Consider the following 23,656-nt stretch of genomic DNA (forward strand, 5'->3'; position numbering starts at 1 on the left):
ATCGATCTCTTCGCCCGTAACGTGGTGGGCTGGTCGATGAAGCCCACTCTCTCACGCGAACTGGCGCTGGATGCACTGATGATGGCGGTCTGGCGACGTAAACCCGACGGCGAGGTCATCGTGCACTCAGACCAGGGAAGCCAGTACGGCAGTGACGACTGGCAGCGCTTCTGCCGGGCTAATAACCTGGTCCCGAGCATGAGCCGGCGTGGCAACTGCTGGGATAATGCGGTGGCCGAATCGTTCTTCAGTTCACTGAAAAAAGAGCGCATCAGGAAGAGAATATACAAAACCCGGGATCTAGCCCGGGCGGATATCTTCGATTACATTGAAGTGTTCTACAACCGGGCCCGGCGCCACAGTCACCTCGGCGGCGTCAGTCCGGAGGCCTTCGAACAGGCCTCGTCGTGAGGACAGAATTTGTCTACGGGCGTGGGGTCAGTCCACAACACCACGGTCAATCAACCAATGACTGAGCAAATCAGGCTCAACATTACGGTTGTTAGGACGCTTGTGCCAATCGCCTAGATAACGATAGCCCAATTCCTCAATAAAAAACCTGATTACGCGCTGTTGAGTTGCGCGTTCACGTTGTCCGACAGTTGTCACTGTTCTTATTACCTTTAACTAATTATGCCAATTCAGACTCAAACGCTGCATCATTCGCTTCAGCCTCTGTGCCATCAATTAATGCCAAGACTCGGTCAAGAAAGCGTTGCGCTTCGTATACATCTGTTGCTTGCCGCAGATAATGAGGTATTCGTTCAACAAACTCGGAACGTGATAAAGGCTGATGTTCCAGCAAAGCCTCAAGCATTGCGGGCCGCAACAAACGACGATCAGCATCAACATTAGGAAGCTCAACGGCTTTGTTGAATAAATAAGATTTCTTGCGAACGACCCTGTAGCTGGCTGGATTTTCAGGCAATACGCACGCTTTCTGGCATCCCAGCCTTTGTCATCCTGTTCAACGCACGCACCATGGCCATAGCTTCCGCTACCTGACCATCGTAGTCACGCAGCGTCAGTGAATCTCCCAACAACTGCTTCATTCTGTACATTGCCGTTTCCGCTATCGAGCGACGGTTATATTCCGTTGTCCATTTCCACCGTGCATTGCTTCCGCTCAGCCGCTGATTAGCAACGGCACGGTTGCGGTCTGCGTACTCACCGGGCCAGTAACCTGCTCCTTTTCGGGGAGGAATAAGCGCGCTGATTTTTTTGCGGCGCAGTTCATCGTGACAGAGCCGGGTATCGTAAGCCCCGTCTGCCGCGGCTGCCCTGATTTTTCTGTGAGTCTGCCGGATAAGGCCCGGGAAGGCTTCTGAGTCCGTGACGTTATTCAGCGACAGGTCTGCACAGACAACTTCATGTGTGTTGCTGTCAACAGCAAGATGCAACTTTCGCCAGATACGACGGCGCTCTTTGCCGTGCTTTCTGACTTTCCATTCGCCTTCACCAAAGACCTTCAGCCCGGTGGAATCAATCACCAGGTGTGCGATTTCACCCCGGGTGGACGTTTTGAAACTGACATTAACCGACTTTGCCCGCTTACTGACACTGGTGTAATCCGGGCAGCGCAACGGAACGTTCATCAGGGCAAAAATGGAATCAATAAAACCCTGCGCAGCCCGCAGGGTCAGCCGGAATACGCGTTTAATCACCAGAACGGTGGTGATGGCGAGATCAGAATAGCGCTGGGGCCTTCCTCGTGATGAAGGCGTTGCCGACTCATACCAGGCCTGAATCGCCTCATCATCCAGCCAGAAAGTGAGGGAGCCACGGTTGATGAGAGCTTTGTTGTAGGTGGACCAGTTGGTGATTCTGAACTTTTGCTTTGCCACGGAATGGTCTGTGTTGTCGGGAGGATGCGTGATCTGATCCTTCAACTCAGCAAAAGTTCGATTTATTCAACAAAGCCCCGTTACGCACCACCCCGTCAGTAGCTGAACAGGAGGGACAGCTGATAGAAACAGAAGCCACTGGAGCACCTCAAAAACACCATCATACACTAAATCAGTAAGTTGGCAGCATCACCTTATCTATCAATGTATTCGGTTTAATTGATTGATGCCAATATATAATCAATTCTCATTTAGGAAATGACTTAGCCTAACTTACGAATATTCCAGGGTTTTTCCGATAAAACATAAATATGAGTTCTAATCAACTGTTTCTACCTATCAATAACAACCCATTAAAATATTAAAACAATCCTTGTAATCAAACTGTTCTGGTAAACTTCATCGCACTCAACTTGCCTGCACTGGCTGGTTGCATGCCTGGCTGCACTGCATTCACTTTCAGTGCTGACTACTTATGTCGTTTTTCAAAGAAAATACATGGAGTTAAAATGAATAAGAAATTGCTGCCGATTGCGGCTCTCATTATTTCCGCATCCGCAATGAATGCTTATGCAGTAAATGGTAAAGTCAATTTTACCGGTGAAATTATCGAATCCACCTGTACTGTGACCTCTGGCGACCAGAATAAAGACGTCTTCATTGGTAAATATCCTACCAGTGCATTTGCCACCAAAGGCGACGTTACCGCCTCTAAAGCCTTCACCATCAACCTGGAAAAATGCGAAGCGGGTGATTACTCCCTGCGTTTCGATGGCCCGTCTGTTGCGGGTAACCCAAACCTGCTGTCCGTTGACCAGGCAGGCGGCGTTGGTATCGAAATTCTGACTAACGACGAAAAAGTTATCCCGATTAACCAGGATGCCGATGCCAGCTCCCCATGGGTTAACGTTGCCACCACTGGCGATGCCAGCGGTACCGCGACCTTTAACCTGAAAGCACGTTACAAATCCTTCCTGGATAAAGTGACTGCCGGTTCCGCAAACGCCAGCGCAACCTTCACCATCGAATACAAATAATTACGGATAACGGATGTTAGCCACGGATGGCTAATAAAATATAACTGGAACAGGTAAATGAAAAAAATAGTAGCAGCCTTATTACTGCTGGCGTCATTAGAGGCATCTGCGGGTATCCAGGTCGATCAAACGCGTGTGATTTATAACGGCAATGAAAAATCCGCCGCGCTGTCCATTCATAACGATACGGATGAAACATGGATGGTTCAGACCTGGCTGGATACCGGAGATTCATCCGCTACGCCTAAGAATTTACCGATGCAGGCAATTCCACCGATTTTAAAACTGGCGGGCAATAAAGACGCTATTTTGCGTTTCATCTACTCTGGCGCAGGCTTACCGACCGATCGAGAAACCGTCTACTGGATTAACGTTCAGGAAATTCCCCCTGCATCAAAACAAGAGAACGTTCTGCAAATTGCCATACGCACTCGCGTGAAACTTTTTTATCGTCCAACCACGCTGAAAACCACCCTGCAAAAAGAAGTGGAAGCATTGAGCTGGCGTAAACAAGGTAATCAGCTGGTGGTCACGAATAACGGCCCGCTGCACATCACTTTTGGTACGTTGACCCTGAAAAATGGCACCAGCAAAACCTGGAAAGTGAATGCCGATATGGTTAATCCGATGGATTCACTGCGCATCAACTTACCGGCCGGCGCGTCTATCGCCGATCAGCTCTCTTTCACCTTTATTAATGATTTTGGCGGACACACGGAAATTAAAGACATCCGCCTGGAATAAGGGATAAGTACAATGGCCAGCCATAAGATAAGGACTACACCGGGACGTCTGGCGCAACGAATTCGTTGCGCCGTTTACGTATCAACAATGCCATTGTTGGCGACGCCGTTTGTTAACGCGGAAGAACAGTTCAATACCTCTTTTATCCACGGGGCTGACAATGCCTCGCTTGTGCAAAGCTTATCCAACAGCGATGATATCCTGCCGGGTCACTATCCCTTTGATATTTATCTGAATAAAGTTCGCGTCGATCACCGCGACGTTGAATTTAAAAAAGATGGCCCCAATACCCCAGGCTATTTTTGTTTAGATGCAGAGAGCTTCCGTCAATATGGCGTTCTGGTGCCAGAAACGGCAGGAAGCAGCGCGTGTTACGATCTGGTCAAAGGGATCCCCGGCAGCAGCGTTAGCTGGAATGCGGCATTGCAGGAGCTGGATATTTCCGTTCCACAAACCGAGCTTGAACCGCGCCCGCAGGGAATGATTTCACCACAAGTGTATGACGACGGGATCAACGCCGCATACTCTAACTATGCCTACAGCGGTAGCCATTCCCGTTACACCAGCAACGGGGAAAAGCACGATAGCGACTACTCCTTCCTGACGCTGAATAACGGTATCAATATTGGTGCCTGGCGCTTTCGCAACAACGCAACCGTCTCGAAAGAGAGCGGACGAAACGCGCAGTGGAACTCGGTGTCCAGTTGGGCGGAAACGGACATTGTGCCGTGGCGCAGCCGCGTCTTAATTGGTCAGAGCAACACCAATAACAACGTTTTCGATAGCTTCCAGTTCCGTGGCGCACAACTTTCCAGCGTGCCGGAAATGCTGCCGGACAGTCGCCGCGGCTACGCGCCGGTGGTGCGCGGCGTCGCTAACAGTAACGCCCGCGTGGAAGTGCGCCAGAACGGCTATACGGTTTACAGCACCGTCGTACCGCCAGGGCCGTTTGCCCTGAATGATATTCACCCCAGTACCCTGAGCGGTGACCTGGACGTCACGGTGATTGAAGCCGATGGTACGCGCCATAACTTCACGCTTCCCTACTCCTCCGTGCCGAATATGCTGCGTGAAGGGATTTGGGAATATCAGGTGACCGCCGGGAAATATCACGATGGCACCACCGATTACGAACCAAACTTTATTCAGGGTACGGTTTCTCACGGCGCGGGCTGGGACATCACCCCGTACGGCGGGATAATCGTGGCTGAAAACTACCGCTCCGGCGTGCTGGGTATCGGTAAGAATATGGGCGACTACGGCGCGGCGTCCGTCGATGCGTCCTGGTCCGACACCGATCTGGCTTCCGGCGACAGTAAACGCGGCGCCAGCGTCCGTTTCCTGTACTCTAAATCCCTGAATGCGCTGGGCACCGAACTACAAATTGCGGGTTATCGTTACTCCACTTCCGGCTTCTATGATTTCTCAGATGCGGTGACCGAACGCTCCAACTGGAAAAACGGTTTCTACCAGACGGAATATTACGATCAGGAAGGCGATAACAGCGGCGCGCCGTCATGGGCAACCCAGAGCCAGCGCCGTCGTTATTACGAATCAATGCGTTATAACAACAAACGCCAGCGTGTCGAACTGACCGTCAACCAGCACGTGGCCGGGGCGTCGTTGTATGCCACCTTTACCCGCCAGAACTACTGGAACACCTCATCGTATGACCGCACCATCCAGACCGGGATCAACACCAGCTTCCATTCAGTGAACTACAGCCTGTTCTATCAAAGCAGCCGCAGTAACTATGGCTACAGCGACAACAGCGTCAACGTCAGCGTGTCGATTCCGTTCAACATCTTCAGCCCGGATAACCAAACCGTCGCGTCGTTTAACGCCTCGCACAGTAAACAGAGCGGCGATGGCTACAGTGCGGGCCTGAGCGGCACGCTGCTGGATGACCACCGCATGAACTACTTCGTCCAGAGTGGTCATTCCCAGTATGGCGGTGACACCAGCGTAGCAAACCTGGGTTATATGGGCAGCATGGGTAACGTGGCGCTGGGCTACAACTACAACAACAACTATCAACAGACGTCCCTCAACGTCTCTGGTGGCGTAGTGGCACACTCTGGCGGCGTAACGCTGTCGCAGCCACTGCAAAACACCTTTGTGCTGGTGAAAGCGCCGGGCGCGCAAGGCGTGCGTCTGGAAAACCAGCCAGGGGTGGCAATCGACCGGTTTGGCTATGCGGTGTTGACCTCTGCAATGCCGTATCGCCATAACCGCGTCGCACTGCGTACTTCTGATATTGGTAACGGAATGGAAATCCCGCTGGCGGCAAAAGATATCGTGCCAACACAGCGCGCTATTGGTCGTGTCGAGTTTGAAACACATCGTGGTCATAGCCTGCTGATCCACGCCAAACTGGCAGACGGCTCTGTACCGATGATTGGCGCCAATATCTTTAACCAACAGGGCGTTAACGTCGGCGTGGTCGGCACGCGCGGCGAAGCCTATGTGGCGGGTATCGAAAGCGGCGAGCGTCTGCGGGTGAAATGGGGCGACGATGACAGCATGTCCTGCACTCTGCCGATACCTGAACTGCCTCCTGTCGATCGCGATCAACCCGGTGGTTACCAGGTTGTGTCTATCACCTGTAACCGGAACTAAAGGATATTTACCATGCGGATTTTTAATCCACTGCCGCGCACCGGGCTGCTTCTGCTGATTTTGTCCGGCGCGCTATTCTCCACCAGCAGCTACGCGCTGACCTGTAAGCGTGCCAGCGACGGTAGCGTCGAGCAGATCATCCCGTTGGATCATCAGATCAACGTTTCTACCGCCAATCTGACGGCAGGCACCGTGTTGTGGCGCTCACAAACTTTTACCTCGACCTTTAAATGCACGGATACGAATAACTACCCGCAGGGGGAAGATGCCTACCTGTGGTGGGATCCGGACGTTAAGATGTCGGCTATCCACAATTCGCTGGAAGTCGGTGTGACTTTCCTTGGAACAGATATTGATCCAACCAAAATCAAAAGTACCGACATTGGCCCAGGTACAGTATGCCGACGGACGGCGGGTGGACGGTGCAGGCCCCCTGCGCTTCCGCAGACCATCACGGCATCCTACGCTATTTATATCAAAGCAACCGGCAACCCACCGCCTTCCAACGGTGTGATTAACGATCAGAGCAAATATGCCGCCTTCCAGGTCGATGGTGAAGGCGGCTTAAACAACCAGCCAAACAGCAACTTCCGCGCTTATGTTTCCGGGCTTGGCAATATCAGGTTCATCTCCTGTAGCCCGAAAATCACCGTCTCAGCCAATAACGGCGAAACGGTAAACTTTGGCGCGATCCCGGCGCGTAATGCCGTGGTCGGGAAGATTGAGAAACAAGTGCCGTTCAGCATTCGCGCCGACCTGACCGGTCAGGGCCAGGATTGTGAAAAACAGACCCTGATGGCGAACTTCAGTACCACCTACCCGACGCAGGATAACCAGGTCATTCTGCCGGAACAGAACAGCGGTTTCGGGATTTTGCTTTCCCGCGCCGATTCGCCGAACACCTGGATTCACATGAACACGCCAATGGAGCTGGGCTATGTGAACGGGAGCGTCGTGGAGAGTAATTTTCTCGCCAGCCTGAAATGGCTTAGCGCAACGCCGAAAGTAGGCAAATTCAACGCGTCAGCTAATATTGACGTGACCTTTAAATAAAACGAGGACACTCCCGGAAAATGTCGCTGACTTCCGCCGAGCCAACCGGACTGCGCTATGTTTTTCAGCCAATGTTCGACCGCGCAGGCAAAATGATTGCCGTTGAGTGCTTAACCCGGTTCACGCAGGTTCCGGGAAGCACGGCCATCACCGTAGAGCAGTTCTTTAGCGAGGCGTCTGAGGAGCTTCGCGCCCGCATTTTGCAAGAGCAAATTGCGCTGGTGAAGAGCTATCAGTGGTGGTTTCAACAAAATGACGTGATGGTCACTATTAATGTTGACGAAGCCACGCTGCACTTGCTGAACGATGACTTTATTGCCGATTGTGTAAAAACGATCGGCTGCCTGCATTTCGAGGTGAGCGAGTTTTCCAGCACCCTGGTAAAACGCAACCCTGCCATCGATGCGCTGGGCGATAAATATTCGTTCTGGCTGGATGATTTTGGCGCGGGCTATGCCGGGTTTGGCGCACTGGTGATGCAGTCGTTCCGTTTTATCAAAATGGATAAAAATCTGCTGTGGAACCTGTGTGAAAAGAAAAACGGACAGCAGTTGATGGCCTCGCTGCTGCACTACTTCAGCGCCAACCACTACCAGGTGATCGTTGAAGGAATTGAAACGCAGGAGCATCTGGCCTGGCTTGATAACATGCCATGGTTTGCGTTACAGGGATTGCTGTGGCAAGAACAGAGTATTGAAGCCCTGACTGCCGGCCACTCCAACGCCAATTATCTCCCCCGCCAGCCCCATCACTAATTCCGTACGTTTTCATTGTTCTATATTCCCATGCGCTAAAGCGTCTTGCTTTATCGCATGGTTGGTAATGACTCCAACTTATTGATAGTGTTTTATGTTCAGATAATGCCCGATGACTTTGTCATGCAGCTCCACCGATTTTGAGAACGACAGCGACTTCCGTCCCAGCCGTGCCAGGTGCTGCCTCAGATTCAGGTTATGCCGCTCAATTCGCTGCGTATATCGCTTGCTGATTACGTGCAGCTTTCCCTTCAGGCGGGATTCATACAGCGGCCAGCCATCCGTCATCCATATCACCACGTCAAAGGGTGACAGCAGGCTCATAAGACGCCCCAGCGTCGCCATAGTGCGTTCACCGAATACGTGCGCAACAACCGTCTTCCGGAGCCTGTCATACGCGTAAAACAGCCAGCGCTGGCGCGATTTAGCCCCGACGTATCCCCACTGTTCGTCCATTTCCGCGCAGACGATGACGTCACTGCCCGGCTGTATGCGCGAGGTTACCGACTGCGGCCTGAGTTTTTTAAATGGCGGAAAATCGTGTTGAGGCCAACGCCCATAATGCGGGCGGTTGCCCGGCATCCAACGCCATTCATGGCCATATCAATGATTTTCTGGTGCGTACCGGGTTGAGAAGCGGTGTAAGTGAACTGCAGTTGCCATGTTTTACGGCAGTGAGAGCAGAGATAGCGCTGATGTCCGGCAGTGCTTTTGCCGTTACGCACCACCCCGTCAGTAGCTGAACGGGAGGGACAGCTGATAGAAACAGAAGCCACTGGAGCACCTCAAAAACACCATCATACACTAAATCAGTAAGTTGGCAGCATCACCGACAAATGAGCCCATTGGAATAAGTTAGAAACTACATATCTGCCAACAACATCCCAGCCATACCATCCAGTCGCTTCTTAACCTTTTCCCACCCAGGAATAACCTGCCCCATCAGGCGGTAAAACTCTTCACTGTGGTTGTGCTCAGCAACATGGCATAACTCATGTAGCAAAACATAATCGATACATTCTGAGGATGCCTTAACCAGCCATGGATTCAGGGTCAGACAGCCTTTTGCTGAACAGTTGCCCCATTGCGTTTGCATCGCCCGCAGACGTATCGGAGGACGCTCACTGACCCAAAGGGTCTGCGGAATCAGTAAATCAAGCCTGCGCTGAAAAACATCTCTGGCACGTTCCCGATACCATTCAGCCAGCAAGGCTTTAATCTTTTCTGCCGATTTGTGTCTGACAGTCACTTCCAGACGCCCACGCAACATTTTCACTCGTTGCGGCACAGTAGCGTCTTCTGTCACTTTCAACTGATATTGCTTACCGAGATAATAATGGCTTTCTCCGCTGACATACTGACGCGGAACAATGTGTGTCTGTTGCTCCCTGAAATCACGCAGTTGCTGGTATATCCAGCGCCCTCTTTTTTTCAGCGCAGACAACACCTCGTGCTCCGGTGTTTCTGGCGGTACAGAGGCCACTACCCGGCAGTCGGGATGCACCTTGATGAGCACCCTGCCCTTTACGACCTGACGCGGAAAACACTGTACGACGATGACCTCATCACCATAGACAATGCGTAACGCTTTCATTGATGGCGATTCTTTTTCACTCATGATTTCATCAAACCAACGCGCAGTATCTGGATGATGGTTTCCACAATACGGTTAACCTGATTCATTCCGGCACCCATCTCCCGGCAGGCCGTAAACAGCAGCGGCAAAAGACTTGTCTTAACGGCTTTTTCAATATCCTGTGGGTTCAGGGAATTTTCTGCCACTGCTTTGACGATAATGCTGTCCACTTCAAAAGCCAGCTTCGTCCACTTATCCTGCACCTGAACGTCGTTTACCGCAAAAACCTCAGGTAGCTCTTTTTTAAATACACCGTAATACGCCTGAGCATGCTTGTTTACCGCCAGTGCATCCGGGATATCGCTGAGCTTACGGGCTTCAACCTGTTCTTCAAATTCACGGAACAAAAGGTACTGTTTCAGCGGATGGTCAAACAGTTTTTCAGCCTCTTCGATAGCCATACGCAGGAGTTTTGAAAATGCCTCCTGAGCATACGGGTCATCACGCAATTCCTGCTCAATCATCTTTGTCACACGGGTTTTAATGATGTCGGTTTCATTGCGGGTTTTATTGTTGTCCCACTCTTCGGGCTTTTCACTCTTGCCCATTTTACCGACTTCATACACGCCATCCGGTTCACGAACCTCAACGCCGGTGACATGCTTATCCAGCAGTTTTTTCACCTGCTCAGCGTAGTCGTCATAATTGACCTGCTCTCCACTTACCTGCATCGCCCACTGGCGAAGGCTGGACATCTGTTTTACGGTTTCTTTATAGAGATTTCGGTCTTGTTCCGTAAAGCTCTTGTCGGTGAAGAAGGTAGCGGACTGCAGTGCCACTTTCAGGCATCCGGCAAAGGCCGTTAACGCCTCGAAGAAATCATCACGGGTTTTCTGATGGATATCGACCATCTCTCCATCACGCTCTTCCATTTTAGGCACCAGTACTGCACGCAACTGCTCAGTATCATTTTTGTTTTTAACACCGGAAAATATGGCCCACAACTGGTTATACAGATGCGGCAGACGCTTGTATTCAGAGCTCATGGCGCTGTACAGCCCGTCAATATCCTTGATGTCGTATCCGCCCTGAGTTCGGGAAGCGAGATCCTGATATTTACCGATAGTCGTGTCCAGCTCAGCCAGAATGCCGCGATAATCAATCAGCAGGCCAAACTTTTTCAGTGGATGCAGTCGATTCACCCTGGCAATCGCCTGGATAAGGTTGTGGGACTTAAGCGGCTTGTCGATATACAGCACGGTATTTTTCGGTTCATCAAACCCGGTGAGCAGTTTATCAACGACGATCAGTAATTTGAGCTTATCATCAGTATCGAAACGACTGATGATGTTGCGGGTATACGCGGACTCATCCTGAGTGCCGACATTGTCCTTCCACCATGTCGTCACTTCCGGCAGTTTGCTTTCATCCACCTCGGTATTCCCTTCCCGGGTATCAGGCGGGCTGATAACTACAGCCGACTCAAACAACCCGGCTTCATCAAGATACTTTTTATATTTGATGGCGGAAATCTTGCTGTCACAGGCAAGTTGCCCTTTCAGCCCCTCATCAATATTCTTCGAGAAGTGTGTGGCGATATCGAGTGCGATCAGCCGGATGCGGTCATCTGCACTATAAACCTCACCTTTACGGGCATATTTACGCTTAAGGTCGGCTTTTTGCGCTTCGCTTAACCCATCGGTAATACGATCAAACCAGGCATCTATTGCCCGGTCGTTTACCTCAAGATCAGGAATACGCTCCTCGTAGAGCAGAGGCGTCACCGCCTGATCTTCTACCGCCCGCTGCATGGTATAAGCGTGGACAATCGGCCCGAATTTATTGGTGGTCTTATCTTCTTTCAGCAATGGCGTACCGGTAAATGCCACAAAGGCGGCGTTCGGCAGGGCCAGTTTCATTCGCACATGGTTCTCGCCACCCTGGCTGCGGTGTCCTTCATCAATCAGAACGATGATGTCGGGGCTGGTATTGACGCATTCAGGCAATTTTGTCGCTGAGTTAAATTTCTGGATAAGGGTAAAGATTATACGTTCTTTACCAGAGCCAATCTGCTGTGCCAGCTTCTGACCTGAGGTCGCCATCGCTTTGGCCTTATCATCCTTCCCGGCCAGTTCTCCACCAGAAGCGAAAGTACCGCTGAGCTGCCCTTCAAGATCGACACGGTCCGTCACCACCACAATGCGACACTGCTTCAGGCTGTCATGAAGGATCAGCGCCTTGCTGAGGAAAACCATGGTGTACGATTTACCTGACCCCGTGGTATGCCAGATCACCCCACCTTCCCTGCCCCCATCCGGTCTGCGGGTGCTTATGCGTTCCAGCAGTCTTTTAATCCCGAACACCTGCTGATAGCGGGCGACAATCTTTCCGGTCTTTTTATCAAACAGGGTGAAGAAGCGGGTCATCTCCAGCAGACGTTCCGGCGAAAGCAGGCTGATAAGCAGCTTATCCTGTCCACTGACGGCCAGTTCACCAGCGGCTACTAACTGTTGGTACCAGTCGAGATCGGCTGAAGGACGATGATCAAACAACGCATGAATTTGTTCAGTCGATAACTTATGGTTGCGCAGCGCATACATCTGCGCATCAGTAATATCTTCTTCGCGCCATGCCGCCCAGAATTTCATTGGTGTATGACAGGTACCGTAGCGCCCGTCATGCCCGTTAATCGACAGTAATATCTGGCTGTAAGCAAACAGCTGCGGGATTTCATCATTGAGCTGATTTCGGATACTCTGGGATATCCCTTCGTCAATGGTTGGCCCTTTCTTGCCGTGACCCGCCGGGCTTTTCGCTTCAATGACGGCCAGCGGGATACCATTCACAAAACACACAATATCCGGTCTGCGGGTTTCGACACCGCCTGACCGCAATACCGTAAATTCTTCGGTAAAATGGAACTGGTTATTTTCCGGATGTTCCCAGTCGATCAGCGCAATGGTGGGGTTCACCTTCTTGCCATCGACAAACTCCGTGACGGCGATACCGTAGAGCAGATGGTTATACATCCGCTCATTGGCTTTCAGCAGCCCTTCATTCAGCGCCGGAGAACAAACCTGCGATATCAGGTTATCCAGTGCCTTTTCCGATAACTGGCAAGTTTTACCGCCCGCCATAAAGGAACGCTTCGACAACGCCTCACGCAGAACCGGACGCAGCACCACCTCATCCTGTTTATAGCCCCGATAACCCATAATCTGTTTCGGGGGTAAAAACGTCCAGCCGAGGCTGGTCAGTAACGTCAGTGCCGGGATTTTGGCGCTGTATTCTTCCTGGAATTTAGGTTGGTAGTGCTTATCCACCCGGTAATCCTTCTTGGCTAAGAGGTGAAACTGTATGTCTGTACGGACATACTCAAAAATGAGCGAAGACTTATGATGAAAAGAACGGCGAGTCCCGGTAAAGGCGATCATACTTGGCCTGTTCTGTTTCACCCTTGTTTACATTACCAAATTTCTCCTGATGCGTCGTACAGCAGGAACCACAGGATGCACAAATAAATCGTCCTTCTGAACATTTTTCATGCAAATCTCTGGCGTCAATTATTTCGCTGCATTTGTAACCAATACAGTGATTAATGTAATACCCGATACCAAACTGTTCGCAGGAATGACTGGCACATTTAAAGACGGTCAGGCGATACGCGGCCTGGAAAGGTTGTTTCACAAATCCTTTCGACTTTGTATCCCAGACGCTGACTTCGACACGAGCATATTTCATATCTGGAACCATCAGCACCCCACAACTTCGGCAATGCAAGCGGGAATGTAATTCTCTGATACGGTTGAAATACCCAGCCAGTTTAATTGGGAAATCCCGCTTAGATGGTTCTCCTGCAACCATATAGGTCATGCCATAGTGCGCAAGCCAGTCATAAATAGTAAAGTCGATGTAATCCCGACTGAGCTCGGGTAGTACCTGCGGATCATGGCAGACTTTCGAACGACAAAGGTATTTTTTCTCTATCGTTCCATCAGACTGTTTTGCATTCCAGTGAAATGCTTCACAGGATAATTTTAAATTCCGGGAACGAATTTTCAATGAGCTACACTGTGGGAACAATTTGAAAACAGAAGGATGGCTTACCGGGATTTTACCCGACAACACTCCCTGCCATATCTCATGCAGAATAATACTCAGAACGGACTGTTCATCGTTACGCCCAATCAGCGGTAACAATTTACTCAGAATAAAGTATTCAGGGTCAGAAGAAAATTCAGCATTTGATTCAACATCATTAACAAAACTGAAATCTTTTCTGAACATCTTCTGTTTAATCAAATACGCACTGGTAAAAGGGCTAATCACGGAATGCTTGTAAAATTGCTCTCTCGATGAGAATTTCTGCTGATAGGCATCACGGACAAACGGTTTTATATCCATTTTATTTTTCGTGAAACTACGTCGAACAAAATTCTCTATATCATCATGCCGATGCTCAAGAATCCGCTCGCTACTTATACAATCGTAAAAAGCCAGGTAGAGAATAGCACTTATAGATATATGGCTGAGTAATTCATTGATGATGTCCGATGTTGAAGCCCCCTGGCAATCCGTAGCTGCAGAACACCTTTTCACCCAAACAGCGAACTGATCAATGTTATTATCGATAAATGACGAAGGCATGACCACAGGAGATATTTGTTGTGCGGTCAAATCATCAAAATTCTTATCAGAGGCGAAAAGTGCAAACTGGTTATCGTAGTTACGTGATTTTAAAAATAGCGGCAAGACTTTTGTAGCAGCTATATCACTGGTAACTAACCGAATTATAGCCCTTTCGCCAAAGGACTGAGTGAGGAAATTAATAACGCAGTCACGATAACGCCAACGAGCGAAATCAACGCCCTCCTCAATAATAGCGCGGAGATATTCAATAAGGAGCTCAGCCGTCTCCTCATCTGTTTTATCAAGAATGTGAACGTTAAAAGCCGTAGACTTACCATTTTTACCTATACCTTCCCTGAACAGCACCGGTGTATTGTCAGCAGGTGTATAGTTCCGGCTTATCTCATTCTTATGAAAAAACAGCTCATTACCATTCTCTGATAAGAGAAAGCCAAAGTTATTCTCCCGATCCGTTTTACTATTATAGCCTCCGAACCAGAGAACATTTCCCATGTACCACCGGGAACGATCCAGATTGTTCACTGCCATGAACAAGCCCCCTTCCGCTTTGTCAGTGCAGGCAGCACTTTTTAAATTTTTTACCGCTGCCACACTGACACGGGTCATTACGACCGGGCAGTTTTTCTGCCCCCTTCACGGGTACAGTCTGAGATGATGCCTCTGACATTCTCACCGACAACCAGTGCTGATAAAGCGCCAGTGCCGCAGGCTGAATGAGAGTAATACTCTGTTCAAATTGAACAGGTGACATTTTCTCAACCACTGGGAAGTTCTTTTCAATACCATGAAGGGCTATCGCCTCCAGCGAGGGACGTAAGGCCTCTGGCAAGGCTGACCAGTCATCCAGAGACCGGCCTTTCATATACCCGAAACACCACTCTTCGACGATGGTATATGTCTTCCCCTTCACCTCACGTCCATTGAAAATCGGTTCAAACTGTTCAGGGGCCTCATACAGGCAGCCAGCGATATCGTTCATATGCTGAAAACACAGCCCCACAAAACGCGTCATCTCTTTTTCAGTGGTCCAGCGAGGGTGGTAATCACCTCGCCCCCAGATAGCACTGAGCCAGGTATTAGGGGAAATCGTATTCGGGCCAGAGACAATCGCCGTCAGAAAGCCATCCAGCTCAGAGAAACAGAGCACAGAGTCATCATTGCCGTATTTCATCAACACCTCTTCCAGCCAGTCGATTTCCCGGTCAATCAGCGGCCCGCTTTTCGTCAGTTTCATTCGGCAACCGCCTCATCGACCTTAACACGACGTTTGCCAGTCAGTAGCTGTTGCATCAGGGCTTTTTTCTCATCTCTCAGGCAGGCGAGTTTTTTCTCAAGTGTGTAGATTTCGGCGTCGGCTGCGGACAGCACGGTGGCGATCTTTTGTTGCTCTTCGATACAGGGCAAATTAATGATATGCGTTTTAATGTTTCCGGTTATTTGTGGTTGACCGGAACCGGATATTAAATACTTCAGATCACTGCCATTCAGAGTATAGAATAGAAATTTTTTACTCACGTAGGAATAGTTATCCGTATTGATAACCATTGCATTTCCGGTAATCCACGATTTTGCTTGAGTCCAATTGACTATGCCGCATGTGCTACCCCGGCAAGTTACGGCTATTTGTTCAGTTTCGTGGTTAAACTCTTGATAAAATCCAATAACTCCATTTGCGCCATAAACTGGATACCCCGAATCAGACATCATAGACTGGGATATTGTTTTTGGTTGATAAACATCAGCTACATCTGAAAGAAGTTTTTTCTCCCATTTACCATTAAACCTCACCCCACTTTCATCCAGCAAGCGTTTCTTCCCAGTAAGCAATTGCTGCATCAGGGCTTTTTTCTGCTGCTGGCTGTTGGTGAGAAGCTTTTCCGTCACCGAAATAGCTTTATCCCAGGTAGACAGGATTTGGGCGATTTTCTTTTGTTCGAGGAAAGGCGGTAGATTGATCAATATCTCACCGCAATCTGGAACTCTCATATGAGCTACAGTACCGCCATTGCTAAAATCTTCAATTTGTTTCTGGCAGAAGGGACTTGATAACGAGTAGAACAAGAAATAGTTATCTGAAAGGCAGGTATCAGCTCGATACATCATCGTTCTTTGCCCGAGGAAAATACCTTCAGCATCTTGCAGGACACCAGCTTCTCCTACAGGTGCTTCACGTGTAAAGATGATATCACCTACTTGCGGTTTTCCGCGTCGAACCCATTGCAGGTAAGTGTCTTCAGTCACATATCTGACGTCTTCAGTATTAACCCTTCCATTACGTACATTCGTGGTACGAATCATCTTAAAGGGAGTTTCATAATCAACAACTGGAGCTGTTTTATTTACGCAATCGATTATAGACTCGCACACATCCTTAATCGGTACTCGTTTCCACCCCTTAGGCACCATAACCCAGCTCCTCCAGATAACCCGCCATCTGCGTTTCCAATTTCGCCAGTTCCGCTTTCAATTCCTCCCGCTCAGCACGAACGGCAAGTAAATCGATATCTTCTTCTTCTTCAAAGGTATCGACATAGCGCGGAATATTGAGGTTGTAATCGTTGTCCTGAATCTCCTTCAGGCTGGCAAGGTAGGCATATTTCTCGACGCTATCGCCATCACGGTAGGTCTTGACGATTTTCTCGATGTTTTCTGCGCTGAGCTGGTTCTGGTTTTTACCTGCCTTAAATTCACGGCTGGCGTCGATAAACAGCACCTTGTCATCCACTTTCTGCTTTTTAAAAATCAGAATTGCAGCAGGAATACCCGTACCGTAGAACAGTTTTTCAGGCAGGCCAATCACCGCATCGAGTAGGTTTTCATCAATCAGCTTCTGACGAATTTTGCCTTCGCTGGAGCCACGGAACAGCACACCGTGCGGCACCACTACGCCCATACGACCCGTTCCCGGTTTCAGGGTTTCGATCATATGCGAGATAAAGGCGTAATCCCCTTTAGTCTTCGGCGGTACACCGCGACGGAAACGCCCAAACTTATCATTCTCGGCCTCGTCATGGCCCCACTTATCCAGGCTGAACGGTGGGTTTGCGGTCACGATATCAAACAGCATCAGGTCGCCGTTTTTATCCAACAACTTCGGGTTACGAATGGTATCGCCCCACTCGATTTTGTGGTTATCTTCGCCGTGCAGGAACATGTTCATTTTCGCCAGCGACCACGTGGAGCCAATCGCTTCCTGACCGAACAACGCATAGTTGCGGCTATCATGTCCTGAGACAATTTTACGCCCGCACTTCATTAGCAACGAACCGGAACCACAGGCCGGGTCGCAGATTGTATCACCGGGTTGAGGATCAAGCAGTTCAGCGATGAGATCCGAAACTTCCGGTGGGGTATAGAATTCCCCGGCTTTCTGCCCACCGCTGGCAGCAAAGTTTTTGATCAGATATTCGTAAGCATTACCGATAACGTCCAGCGTACCGACACGGCTTGGCTTCAGGTTAAGATCTTCACCGGCAAAGTCTTCCAGCAACTGACGCAGGATGGTGTTCTTCTGTTTTTCTTCGCCCAGACGGTCAGTGTTAAACGAAATATCCTGGAAGACACTTTTCCCGGCATCTTTCAGTTTGGTGCCGTTGGCTTCTTCAATCGCATGCAGCGCCTGATCGATACGCTCACCGTTGCCCGGCTCATGACGTCGCTCGTACAACGCATAGAAACTGGCGCTTTTCGGCAACACGAAGCGCTCGTTCGCCATCATCGCTTCAATCAGTTCCGGCTCATCACCATATTGCACTTTATATTCGTCGTAGTGATCCTGCCAGACATCCGAAATGTACTTAAGGAATAGCATGGTAAGGATAAAGTCTTTATAGGTATCAGCACTGATGGTGCCACGGAACGTATCACACGCGGCCCACAGGGCTTTGTTGATCGTGTCCTGACTGATTTTGTCGTTCATGAATCATCCTGGTCTGAAGAAAAAGCTAGCGATGCAGGGCTTTGCATCTTAAAAATTGCGGTAAATGATACCGTAAGATGCCTCCCCTGACACGCCAATATCGCAGCATTCAGGTTTGCATCATCCCCGTAATATCGACATGAGACAGACTGACACAACCGGGCTCGTCACTCGCTAAAAACCAATTATCTTAGTAAGATAGCATCCATATTAGCCATGGTGTAAAACTGCCGTTGGGGTAATGATGATCCATATATCACCCATTCTGGTGTGTGAAGCTGACATCATCCATAATCGGCAACGTTGATGCCCTTTGATAGTAATGATGACCGTCAATGTGATTCCCCTGCTGACTGGAGGTCTCCGGATAGAATGAGTATTGCCAACTGTGCTATCGGCCCACTTTATGATGAGCAAATAAAAAAAACACTTATGTATGCTGACCATAAATTCAAGCGGCTAATGAATACACGAATGTCGTTACTCGAACATTTATCACCCCACTATGACTTATCTTCCATGTTCAGCTATGAGTTGGAGGGAAGAGTTTTTCGGATTAAATTGATCAAGCCTGAGATTAAATTATCTCGCCAGCAGTTGATCTTCTCCTCACTCTTTTTAGAGCAAGATTTTCTAAAAGAATATAAAAAACACATCTCAAATACTCTACAAAAAACAATCAAACAGTGCATTAAAAAATACAAACAAAAAATCAAAATCGAGCCTTCTATTTTAGATTACATATCAACGTCACCCCGCAATACTTCGAGTTATGTATTACATGAGATAGTTTCTCAATGTGAACATTGCGATGAAATTCGCAATATTAAAAATGATATATTGCTTGATGAACTAACGTTGAATGGCCGGATCACTAACATTTCAAAATACATTAAAAATAGTCAAGATAAAATCGTCGAACATATAGAGTTCTGCACTCATAAATTTGTCAATATAAGTCGTAAGAATCGCCACATTTTCAACACCACCACAATATCTGGCAGAAAACCTAACATCACTGGTGTTTTACTTTGCCTTTCAGAATTGATAAGCAACCTGCATATTTACCCAACTGAAATTAATAATATAAGAAATGCCATAATATTAAGCATTGTATACTCTGTACTTCAACATCTTCAATCCGGAAGAGAAACAGAAAAAACCAAAACCTCTCCAGCACTGGATTTTATCCCCACCATCATCGCACCTCATGTTTTCTACCTGGCGAAACGCGAAAAATCCTCTCAATATAAATACATTGAAAAAGAATACCTTCTCGGCCAGTTACTTATATTTTTGATGTATAAAACAGTTTACTACTCGATTCATAACATCAGGGTAAGCCATAAGCACTTCTATAACGATATAAAACCAAAATTAATGGCATTAAAAAAAGAAAGCTTATTAAGCACCAATTTCATGAAAAATCGAAGTGAGATTAGAGGTGAAGTCTTTGGTGATGTTGGTAGTATTGAGGCTGATTTAAGGGAAATCAGCACATTGATTCAGCGGCGGAAGGCATTATTTATTTCCTTTTAACTTCAAAACGATAAAAACAAATGAGAGACTGAATAAATATCAGCCTCTCATATTGTTAATAAGTTTCAACTTTAATATCTGAGAAATCATTCTATCTGGGCCTTGTGGACATTAATCCTCCTGGCAACATACGACTCAAAGTTTCAGCCTTGTATAGTCATCATCAATAGTACAGGATTGGGTGCTGCTCGCATGTATCATTCTGGTATTAATACTGATCATAAGGGGTAACTTGTATGTAATTTAAAAACCATCATATCTCAAACCTCACAATGCTCATATTTTGACCATAAAAACTAACCGATTTACACCCGCCACACACCGTCATAACTTATTGTATTTAAATAGCTATAAGCCTCTAGCTCACTGATTACACCATTAAATTCAAGCCATATCCTTACGCAGATTCAAGCTTGCCCCTGCTGCCATTCATGTTTTAGGATTACCTCGCTAACACGACATGCTACTTTTTAAATCAGTGCATTAATTCAAACGAGGATAAAATTATGTTCGAGAAAATGAAAAACAATGTACCCCGTGTACCGGGGAATTTAAAAAAACTTAACCAATACCAAAAAGACATTGATCACCTGTCTAAACTATTTTCTGAACAGCAATTACTGGAACTAATGACGACTACCGAATCCGATCAAATATTGCAAATGAAGCCTGCTGTAGATATTCTTCATGTACTATCTCCATCAGCATCTACTGCTAAGCATATCAATTTTTTTCAGCACGTCCCAGTGCTCGAACAATGGTTAAAAAATGAGTGCACTGCCTTTAATTTACTGGCAGTACATTTCTATTCACAGCAATCCCGTAAAAATGTAATTCCAAAAGAAATCTGTATGCTACTGGATGCATTTATTGAAACTGAACTTTCATCTGCGGTTAATGGTAATAATAATGCCGAACTCCTTTCTTGTTTTCAAAACACGCTGGATAAAATGTGCAATACACTAACATTTATAGACCACACAGTTACGGAACAATCAGATCAAGTAGCAATGCTTGATTTCAGCGCAAAAATGCATGAATATACTGTTGAAATCAGGACCTTTTTGAAGTCTGAATACTGGCTATACAAACTACCTAAGGATATTAACATTCCAGCCATTGACCTATCCTGGCTTGTGTTTTGTTACTTTTGCTCTGAATATCTTTTTGTATTTATTCAAACAACACTCAATACAATGAAGGCAGGAAAAATCATTCGTGATAACTACCTTTATCATCCTAAAATGATTGCATTGATCATTTTATCTATGCTGCCTTATGAAGTCATTCATAACGATGGATCACTGAATAAGTTTAAAACGCCTTTAACCAGCCCTGATGAGTTCATAATCAAATCAATTTGCATTAAAGGTAAGCAAAACACTACGGGGTATAAAAAAGATATCGAACAATTGCTTCGTAAGACATATATCTACATTGCATTACTCTTAAACCCTGAGTGGGCACCATCTTCCAAGGAGTTGATTTCATTTTTATCAGGAAAGTCCACCGTGATAAGTGGTTCACTCAACTTCCAGTCAACCTCCAGTGGTCTGGGTGTTCAAACTAACAATATCACTCTTCTTAAGAATGAGGTTTACTTCGAAAAAATAGCGAACAAGATCATGAAACTGTAGTTTCTTAATATAATGGCGACATGGAATTGTGTTGCCATTATATCCGAATCAGCATTTTTCACCTGATGAACTGTGAAAGCTGTAACTGGCAGACTATAACCTCACATCGTATTTTTCCAGTGTCATTTACAGGAGAAATACGATGCCTATTCTGGATCTGCGTTTCAGCAACAAATCAATTCACCAACTTCCACATCCCCTCACGGGTTGTCAGGAATACCGTGATATTCAGTGCCAAAACCTGCGTGCACTGGTATATCCAAAACGGATCACGCTGGCCTTTCGCGCCACCATCAAAAATCAACGTATATATGAAACACTGGGTGAATTCCCTCATCTCTGCATTGAGGATGCCCGTCAGCATGTGATGAACCTGCTTGCCGATAAAAATCGCCTTGCTGTTCAGTCCCGTCGATTCACTGTGGAACAGGCCATCAATGACCTGTGGCTACCGGATTTGCAGTTGTATAAAAAGAGTCCTCAGTCAGAGTTGTCAAAACTCAACCTCTACGTTCGCCCGTTCTGGGGCAAGCGGCAACTTCGCGACATCACGGCAGGAGAACTAGAACAATATGCTGCTGGCTTACGGGAAAAATTACGTCCGTCAACAGTAAACCGTATCCTCGCAATATTGTCCAAAATATGCTCTCTGGCAGTACGTGCTGGATGGATCACACATTCCCCGATGTCACATGTCCGCTATCTGAAAGAAAATAACATTCGCTATCGCACACTATCACCGACAGAAATCCCGCGCTTTATTGACGCGGCAACAGCGCTGCAAACACCGGCAGCTGATTCTATATTGCTTGCTCTTTATACCGGGATGCGTATTGGAGAGGTATGTACCCTGAAATGGGAGTACTGGCACCCGGATATGCATCAACTCATACTGCCTGATACAAAGTCCGGACACCCTTTCACCTGCCCACTTGCACCTCCAGCCATTGCAGTTGTCCAGTGCCAGCAAGACCTGATGCTCAGCAAAACTTACATTTTTCCACAACTAACCGACAATGCCCGCCCTCTGGCATATCCGCGTGCAACCTTTGCCCGTATTTGTCGGGATGCCAACATTGATAACCTGCGGATGCATGACCTGCGCCGTACCTTTGCCACCCGGGTACTACAGGCGACCGGGGATATTGCAATCGCTTCCCATCTGCTAAATCACCATTCACTCACGGCGACCCGTCGCTACGCTTTTCACAATGCAGCGACATCGCACGCAGTGGTTTCTCAGGTCATAGAAAGTTATGACACAAAAATGAACCTATGATCTGTGATTCGTGATTGATGCAACACTCGTTTAAGGACGGTATTGTCATTGCATGCTTCTGCAGGGCCCTGCATTAAGCCATCAAAGAATGTGGATTGATATTAAATCCGCGTGGCTTCTTCTTCTCTAAAACCGGAGGTTTATGTATTTAACCATTAAGCAGTTTGCAGAAAGATTTAATCTTTCCGCATCCACGGTTGCGTCAGATATATCGCGCAACCCAGGAAAACTCCCGCCCTTCATCAGAATTGGGCGGGCTATACGATTCTCTCTTGATGATATTGTTGAGTGGGAAAATGCACATCGTCAAAACAAACTTAAAGGTGATATAAATGGTTACTAAGAACACAGCAAATAATGCTAATAATGCACTGAACATTCTTCCTGAAGCAGCAAACACAGCTGTAGACAACGATGAAAAATATCTGTCCTTTGCATTAGTTCTCGCTATCACGATTATGGACAACTTAGTAAAGCTCATCGGCACAGATGGCTTCGTACTTTATACCTACACCCTGCAGGACACGGCTACTGCTCGTGCTGTTTTTAATGAATTAGCCAGGCGTCTCAAAAATTTCAATCGTCAGGAGGAGGTCTACACCACCGATTACCTCACCTTTCGAATGAAATACATTTACGGTGTTACCCTGTTCGAACATGATAGTAAATCTATCCTTAACCTTTTTGATAAGAAGGGTTATCCAGTATTGAGTGAATCAGGAGAACCCGGTTCTCTTGATGATATGTATCTTGACATTCAAGCCCGATTACATGGCGGCTACGCCTCGAAAAAGTTTCTTCATTTACATGAACATTGTCTGTTATCTGCACACGTTACCCCGTCTGTGGAAAAGACGCAACGTGGTATCCTGATTAAAGCAGGCAGGAAACTCGTTTCCTTTATCTATGCAGATAATGAATCTCGCAAAAATGATATTTTCAAAGCTGTAGTAGACGTCATTAAATCCTGATTCATTATGCCGGGGGGGACAAACTCCCGGCAT

At 47.6% G+C, this 23,656-nt stretch carries 20 protein-coding genes and 1 pseudogene; 11 read left to right on the forward strand and 10 right to left on the reverse strand.

All coding sequences use genetic code 11. The annotated features are described in order from the left end of the window. On the forward strand, positions 1-411 hold a 411-nt coding region (locus F0Q32_RS04790), incomplete at its 5' end, for an IS3 family transposase (protein WP_149462179.1). A 220-nt stretch (positions 412-631) separates the two neighbouring features. Here the strand turns inward: F0Q32_RS04790 and F0Q32_RS04795 are convergent. The 3 genes and pseudogenes from F0Q32_RS04795 to F0Q32_RS26735 form a co-directional block, all read right to left on the reverse strand. After that, a complete protein-coding gene (locus F0Q32_RS04795) occupies positions 632-928 on the reverse strand; it encodes a hypothetical protein (RefSeq protein WP_149462180.1) in 297 nt (98 codons plus the stop codon). Beyond that, positions 921-1,889 carry an IS5 family transposase gene (locus tag F0Q32_RS04800; protein ID WP_000654811.1) on the reverse strand — a complete coding sequence of 323 codons (969 nt, stop codon included), beginning with the start codon at positions 1,887-1,889 and terminating at the stop codon, positions 921-923. Before F0Q32_RS04800 ends, F0Q32_RS04795 begins: the two co-directional genes overlap by 8 nt. A 31-nt stretch (positions 1,890-1,920) precedes the next feature. Beyond that, positions 1,921-1,983 (reverse strand): annotated as a pseudogene (locus F0Q32_RS26735) (IS1 family transposase); the annotation flags it as partial. A 370-nt stretch (positions 1,984-2,353) separates the two neighbouring features. Between F0Q32_RS26735 and F0Q32_RS04810 the strand changes: the two are divergent. From F0Q32_RS04810 to F0Q32_RS04830, 5 genes are read left to right on the forward strand one after another with little or no spacing between them, the layout of a single operon-like run. Beyond that, positions 2,354-2,881, forward strand: coding sequence for a fimbrial protein (locus F0Q32_RS04810; protein ID WP_015965675.1), 528 nt, complete (start codon positions 2,354-2,356; stop codon positions 2,879-2,881). Positions 2,882-2,938: 57 nt separating this feature from the next. After that, positions 2,939-3,625, forward strand: a complete 687-nt coding sequence (locus F0Q32_RS04815; protein WP_053275383.1) for a molecular chaperone — start codon at positions 2,939-2,941, stop codon at positions 3,623-3,625. A 12-nt stretch (positions 3,626-3,637) separates the two neighbouring features. After that, a complete protein-coding gene (locus tag F0Q32_RS04820) occupies positions 3,638-6,244 on the forward strand; it encodes a fimbria/pilus outer membrane usher protein (RefSeq protein WP_053275384.1) in 2,607 nt (868 codons plus the stop codon). A gap of 12 nt (positions 6,245-6,256) precedes the next feature. Continuing rightward, positions 6,257-7,297 (forward strand): fimbrial protein, encoded by a 1,041-nt coding sequence (locus F0Q32_RS04825; protein ID WP_053275385.1) that lies wholly within the window; start codon positions 6,257-6,259, stop codon positions 7,295-7,297. Between the two features lie 20 nt (positions 7,298-7,317). Further along, positions 7,318-8,052 carry an EAL domain-containing protein gene (locus tag F0Q32_RS04830; RefSeq protein ID WP_105629577.1) on the forward strand — a complete coding sequence of 245 codons (735 nt, stop codon included), beginning with the start codon at positions 7,318-7,320 and terminating at the stop codon, positions 8,050-8,052. 78 nt (positions 8,053-8,130) lie between these two features. Here F0Q32_RS04830 and F0Q32_RS04835 read toward each other — a convergent pair. From F0Q32_RS04835 to F0Q32_RS04865, 7 genes are all read right to left on the reverse strand, one after another. Then, positions 8,131-8,828, reverse strand: a protein-coding gene (locus F0Q32_RS04835; protein ID WP_223844742.1) for an IS1-like element IS1B family transposase whose coding sequence is annotated in 2 segments (ribosomal slippage) — positions 8,131-8,579 and positions 8,579-8,828 — 699 coding nt in all. Because the reading frame shifts where the segments join, the coding sequence is not laid out codon by codon here. 86 nt (positions 8,829-8,914) lie between these two features. Then, on the reverse strand, positions 8,915-9,670 hold the full coding sequence (locus tag F0Q32_RS04840) for a M48 family metallopeptidase (protein ID WP_149462181.1): 756 nt from the start codon (positions 9,668-9,670) through the stop codon (positions 8,915-8,917). After that, positions 9,667-12,951, reverse strand: a complete 3,285-nt coding sequence (locus F0Q32_RS04845) for a type I restriction endonuclease subunit R (protein ID WP_149462182.1) — start codon at positions 12,949-12,951, stop codon at positions 9,667-9,669. Before F0Q32_RS04845 ends, F0Q32_RS04840 begins: the two co-directional genes overlap by 4 nt. A 70-nt stretch (positions 12,952-13,021) precedes the next feature. Next, on the reverse strand, positions 13,022-14,884 hold the full coding sequence (locus F0Q32_RS04850; protein WP_255475141.1) for a cold-shock protein: 1,863 nt from the start codon (positions 14,882-14,884) through the stop codon (positions 13,022-13,024). Next, a complete protein-coding gene (locus F0Q32_RS04855; RefSeq protein WP_149462184.1) occupies positions 14,829-15,512 on the reverse strand; it encodes a YecA family protein in 684 nt (227 codons plus the stop codon). Before F0Q32_RS04855 ends, F0Q32_RS04850 begins: the two co-directional genes overlap by 56 nt. After that, on the reverse strand, positions 15,509-16,684 hold the full coding sequence (locus tag F0Q32_RS04860; protein ID WP_149462185.1) for a restriction endonuclease subunit S: 1,176 nt from the start codon (positions 16,682-16,684) through the stop codon (positions 15,509-15,511). Before F0Q32_RS04860 ends, F0Q32_RS04855 begins: the two co-directional genes overlap by 4 nt. After that, positions 16,674-18,197, reverse strand: a complete 1,524-nt coding sequence (locus F0Q32_RS04865) for a type I restriction-modification system subunit M (RefSeq protein WP_094888002.1) — start codon at positions 18,195-18,197, stop codon at positions 16,674-16,676. Before F0Q32_RS04865 ends, F0Q32_RS04860 begins: the two co-directional genes overlap by 11 nt. Before the next feature lie 306 nt (positions 18,198-18,503). On the opposite strand from F0Q32_RS04865, the gene F0Q32_RS04870 reads away from it, so the two are divergent. From F0Q32_RS04870 to F0Q32_RS04890, 5 genes are all read left to right on the forward strand, one after another. Next, positions 18,504-19,736, forward strand: a complete 1,233-nt coding sequence (locus tag F0Q32_RS04870; protein WP_149462186.1) for a hypothetical protein — start codon at positions 18,504-18,506, stop codon at positions 19,734-19,736. Between the two features lie 506 nt (positions 19,737-20,242). Next, positions 20,243-21,373: a hypothetical protein gene (locus F0Q32_RS04875; RefSeq protein ID WP_149462187.1), complete on the forward strand. Its 1,131-nt coding sequence runs from the start codon at positions 20,243-20,245 to the stop codon at positions 21,371-21,373. Positions 21,374-21,515: 142 nt separating this feature from the next. After that, positions 21,516-22,652 carry a site-specific integrase gene (locus F0Q32_RS04880; RefSeq protein ID WP_001721477.1) on the forward strand — a complete coding sequence of 379 codons (1,137 nt, stop codon included), beginning with the start codon at positions 21,516-21,518 and terminating at the stop codon, positions 22,650-22,652. 142 nt (positions 22,653-22,794) lie between these two features. Beyond that, positions 22,795-22,995, forward strand: coding sequence for an AlpA family transcriptional regulator (locus tag F0Q32_RS04885; protein ID WP_000281555.1), 201 nt, complete (start codon positions 22,795-22,797; stop codon positions 22,993-22,995). Beyond that, the gene (locus tag F0Q32_RS04890; RefSeq protein WP_001721479.1) at positions 22,985-23,623 is read left to right on the forward strand and encodes a hypothetical protein; all 639 of its coding nucleotides are present in this window, start codon (positions 22,985-22,987) and stop codon (positions 23,621-23,623) included. The genes F0Q32_RS04885 and F0Q32_RS04890 overlap by 11 nt, the downstream gene beginning before the upstream one ends. Positions 23,624-23,656 lie beyond the last annotated feature (33 nt).

This window comes from Pseudocitrobacter sp. 73 (assembly GCF_008369545.1).
GTDB lineage: Bacteria > Pseudomonadota > Gammaproteobacteria > Enterobacterales > Enterobacteriaceae > Pseudocitrobacter > Pseudocitrobacter vendiensis.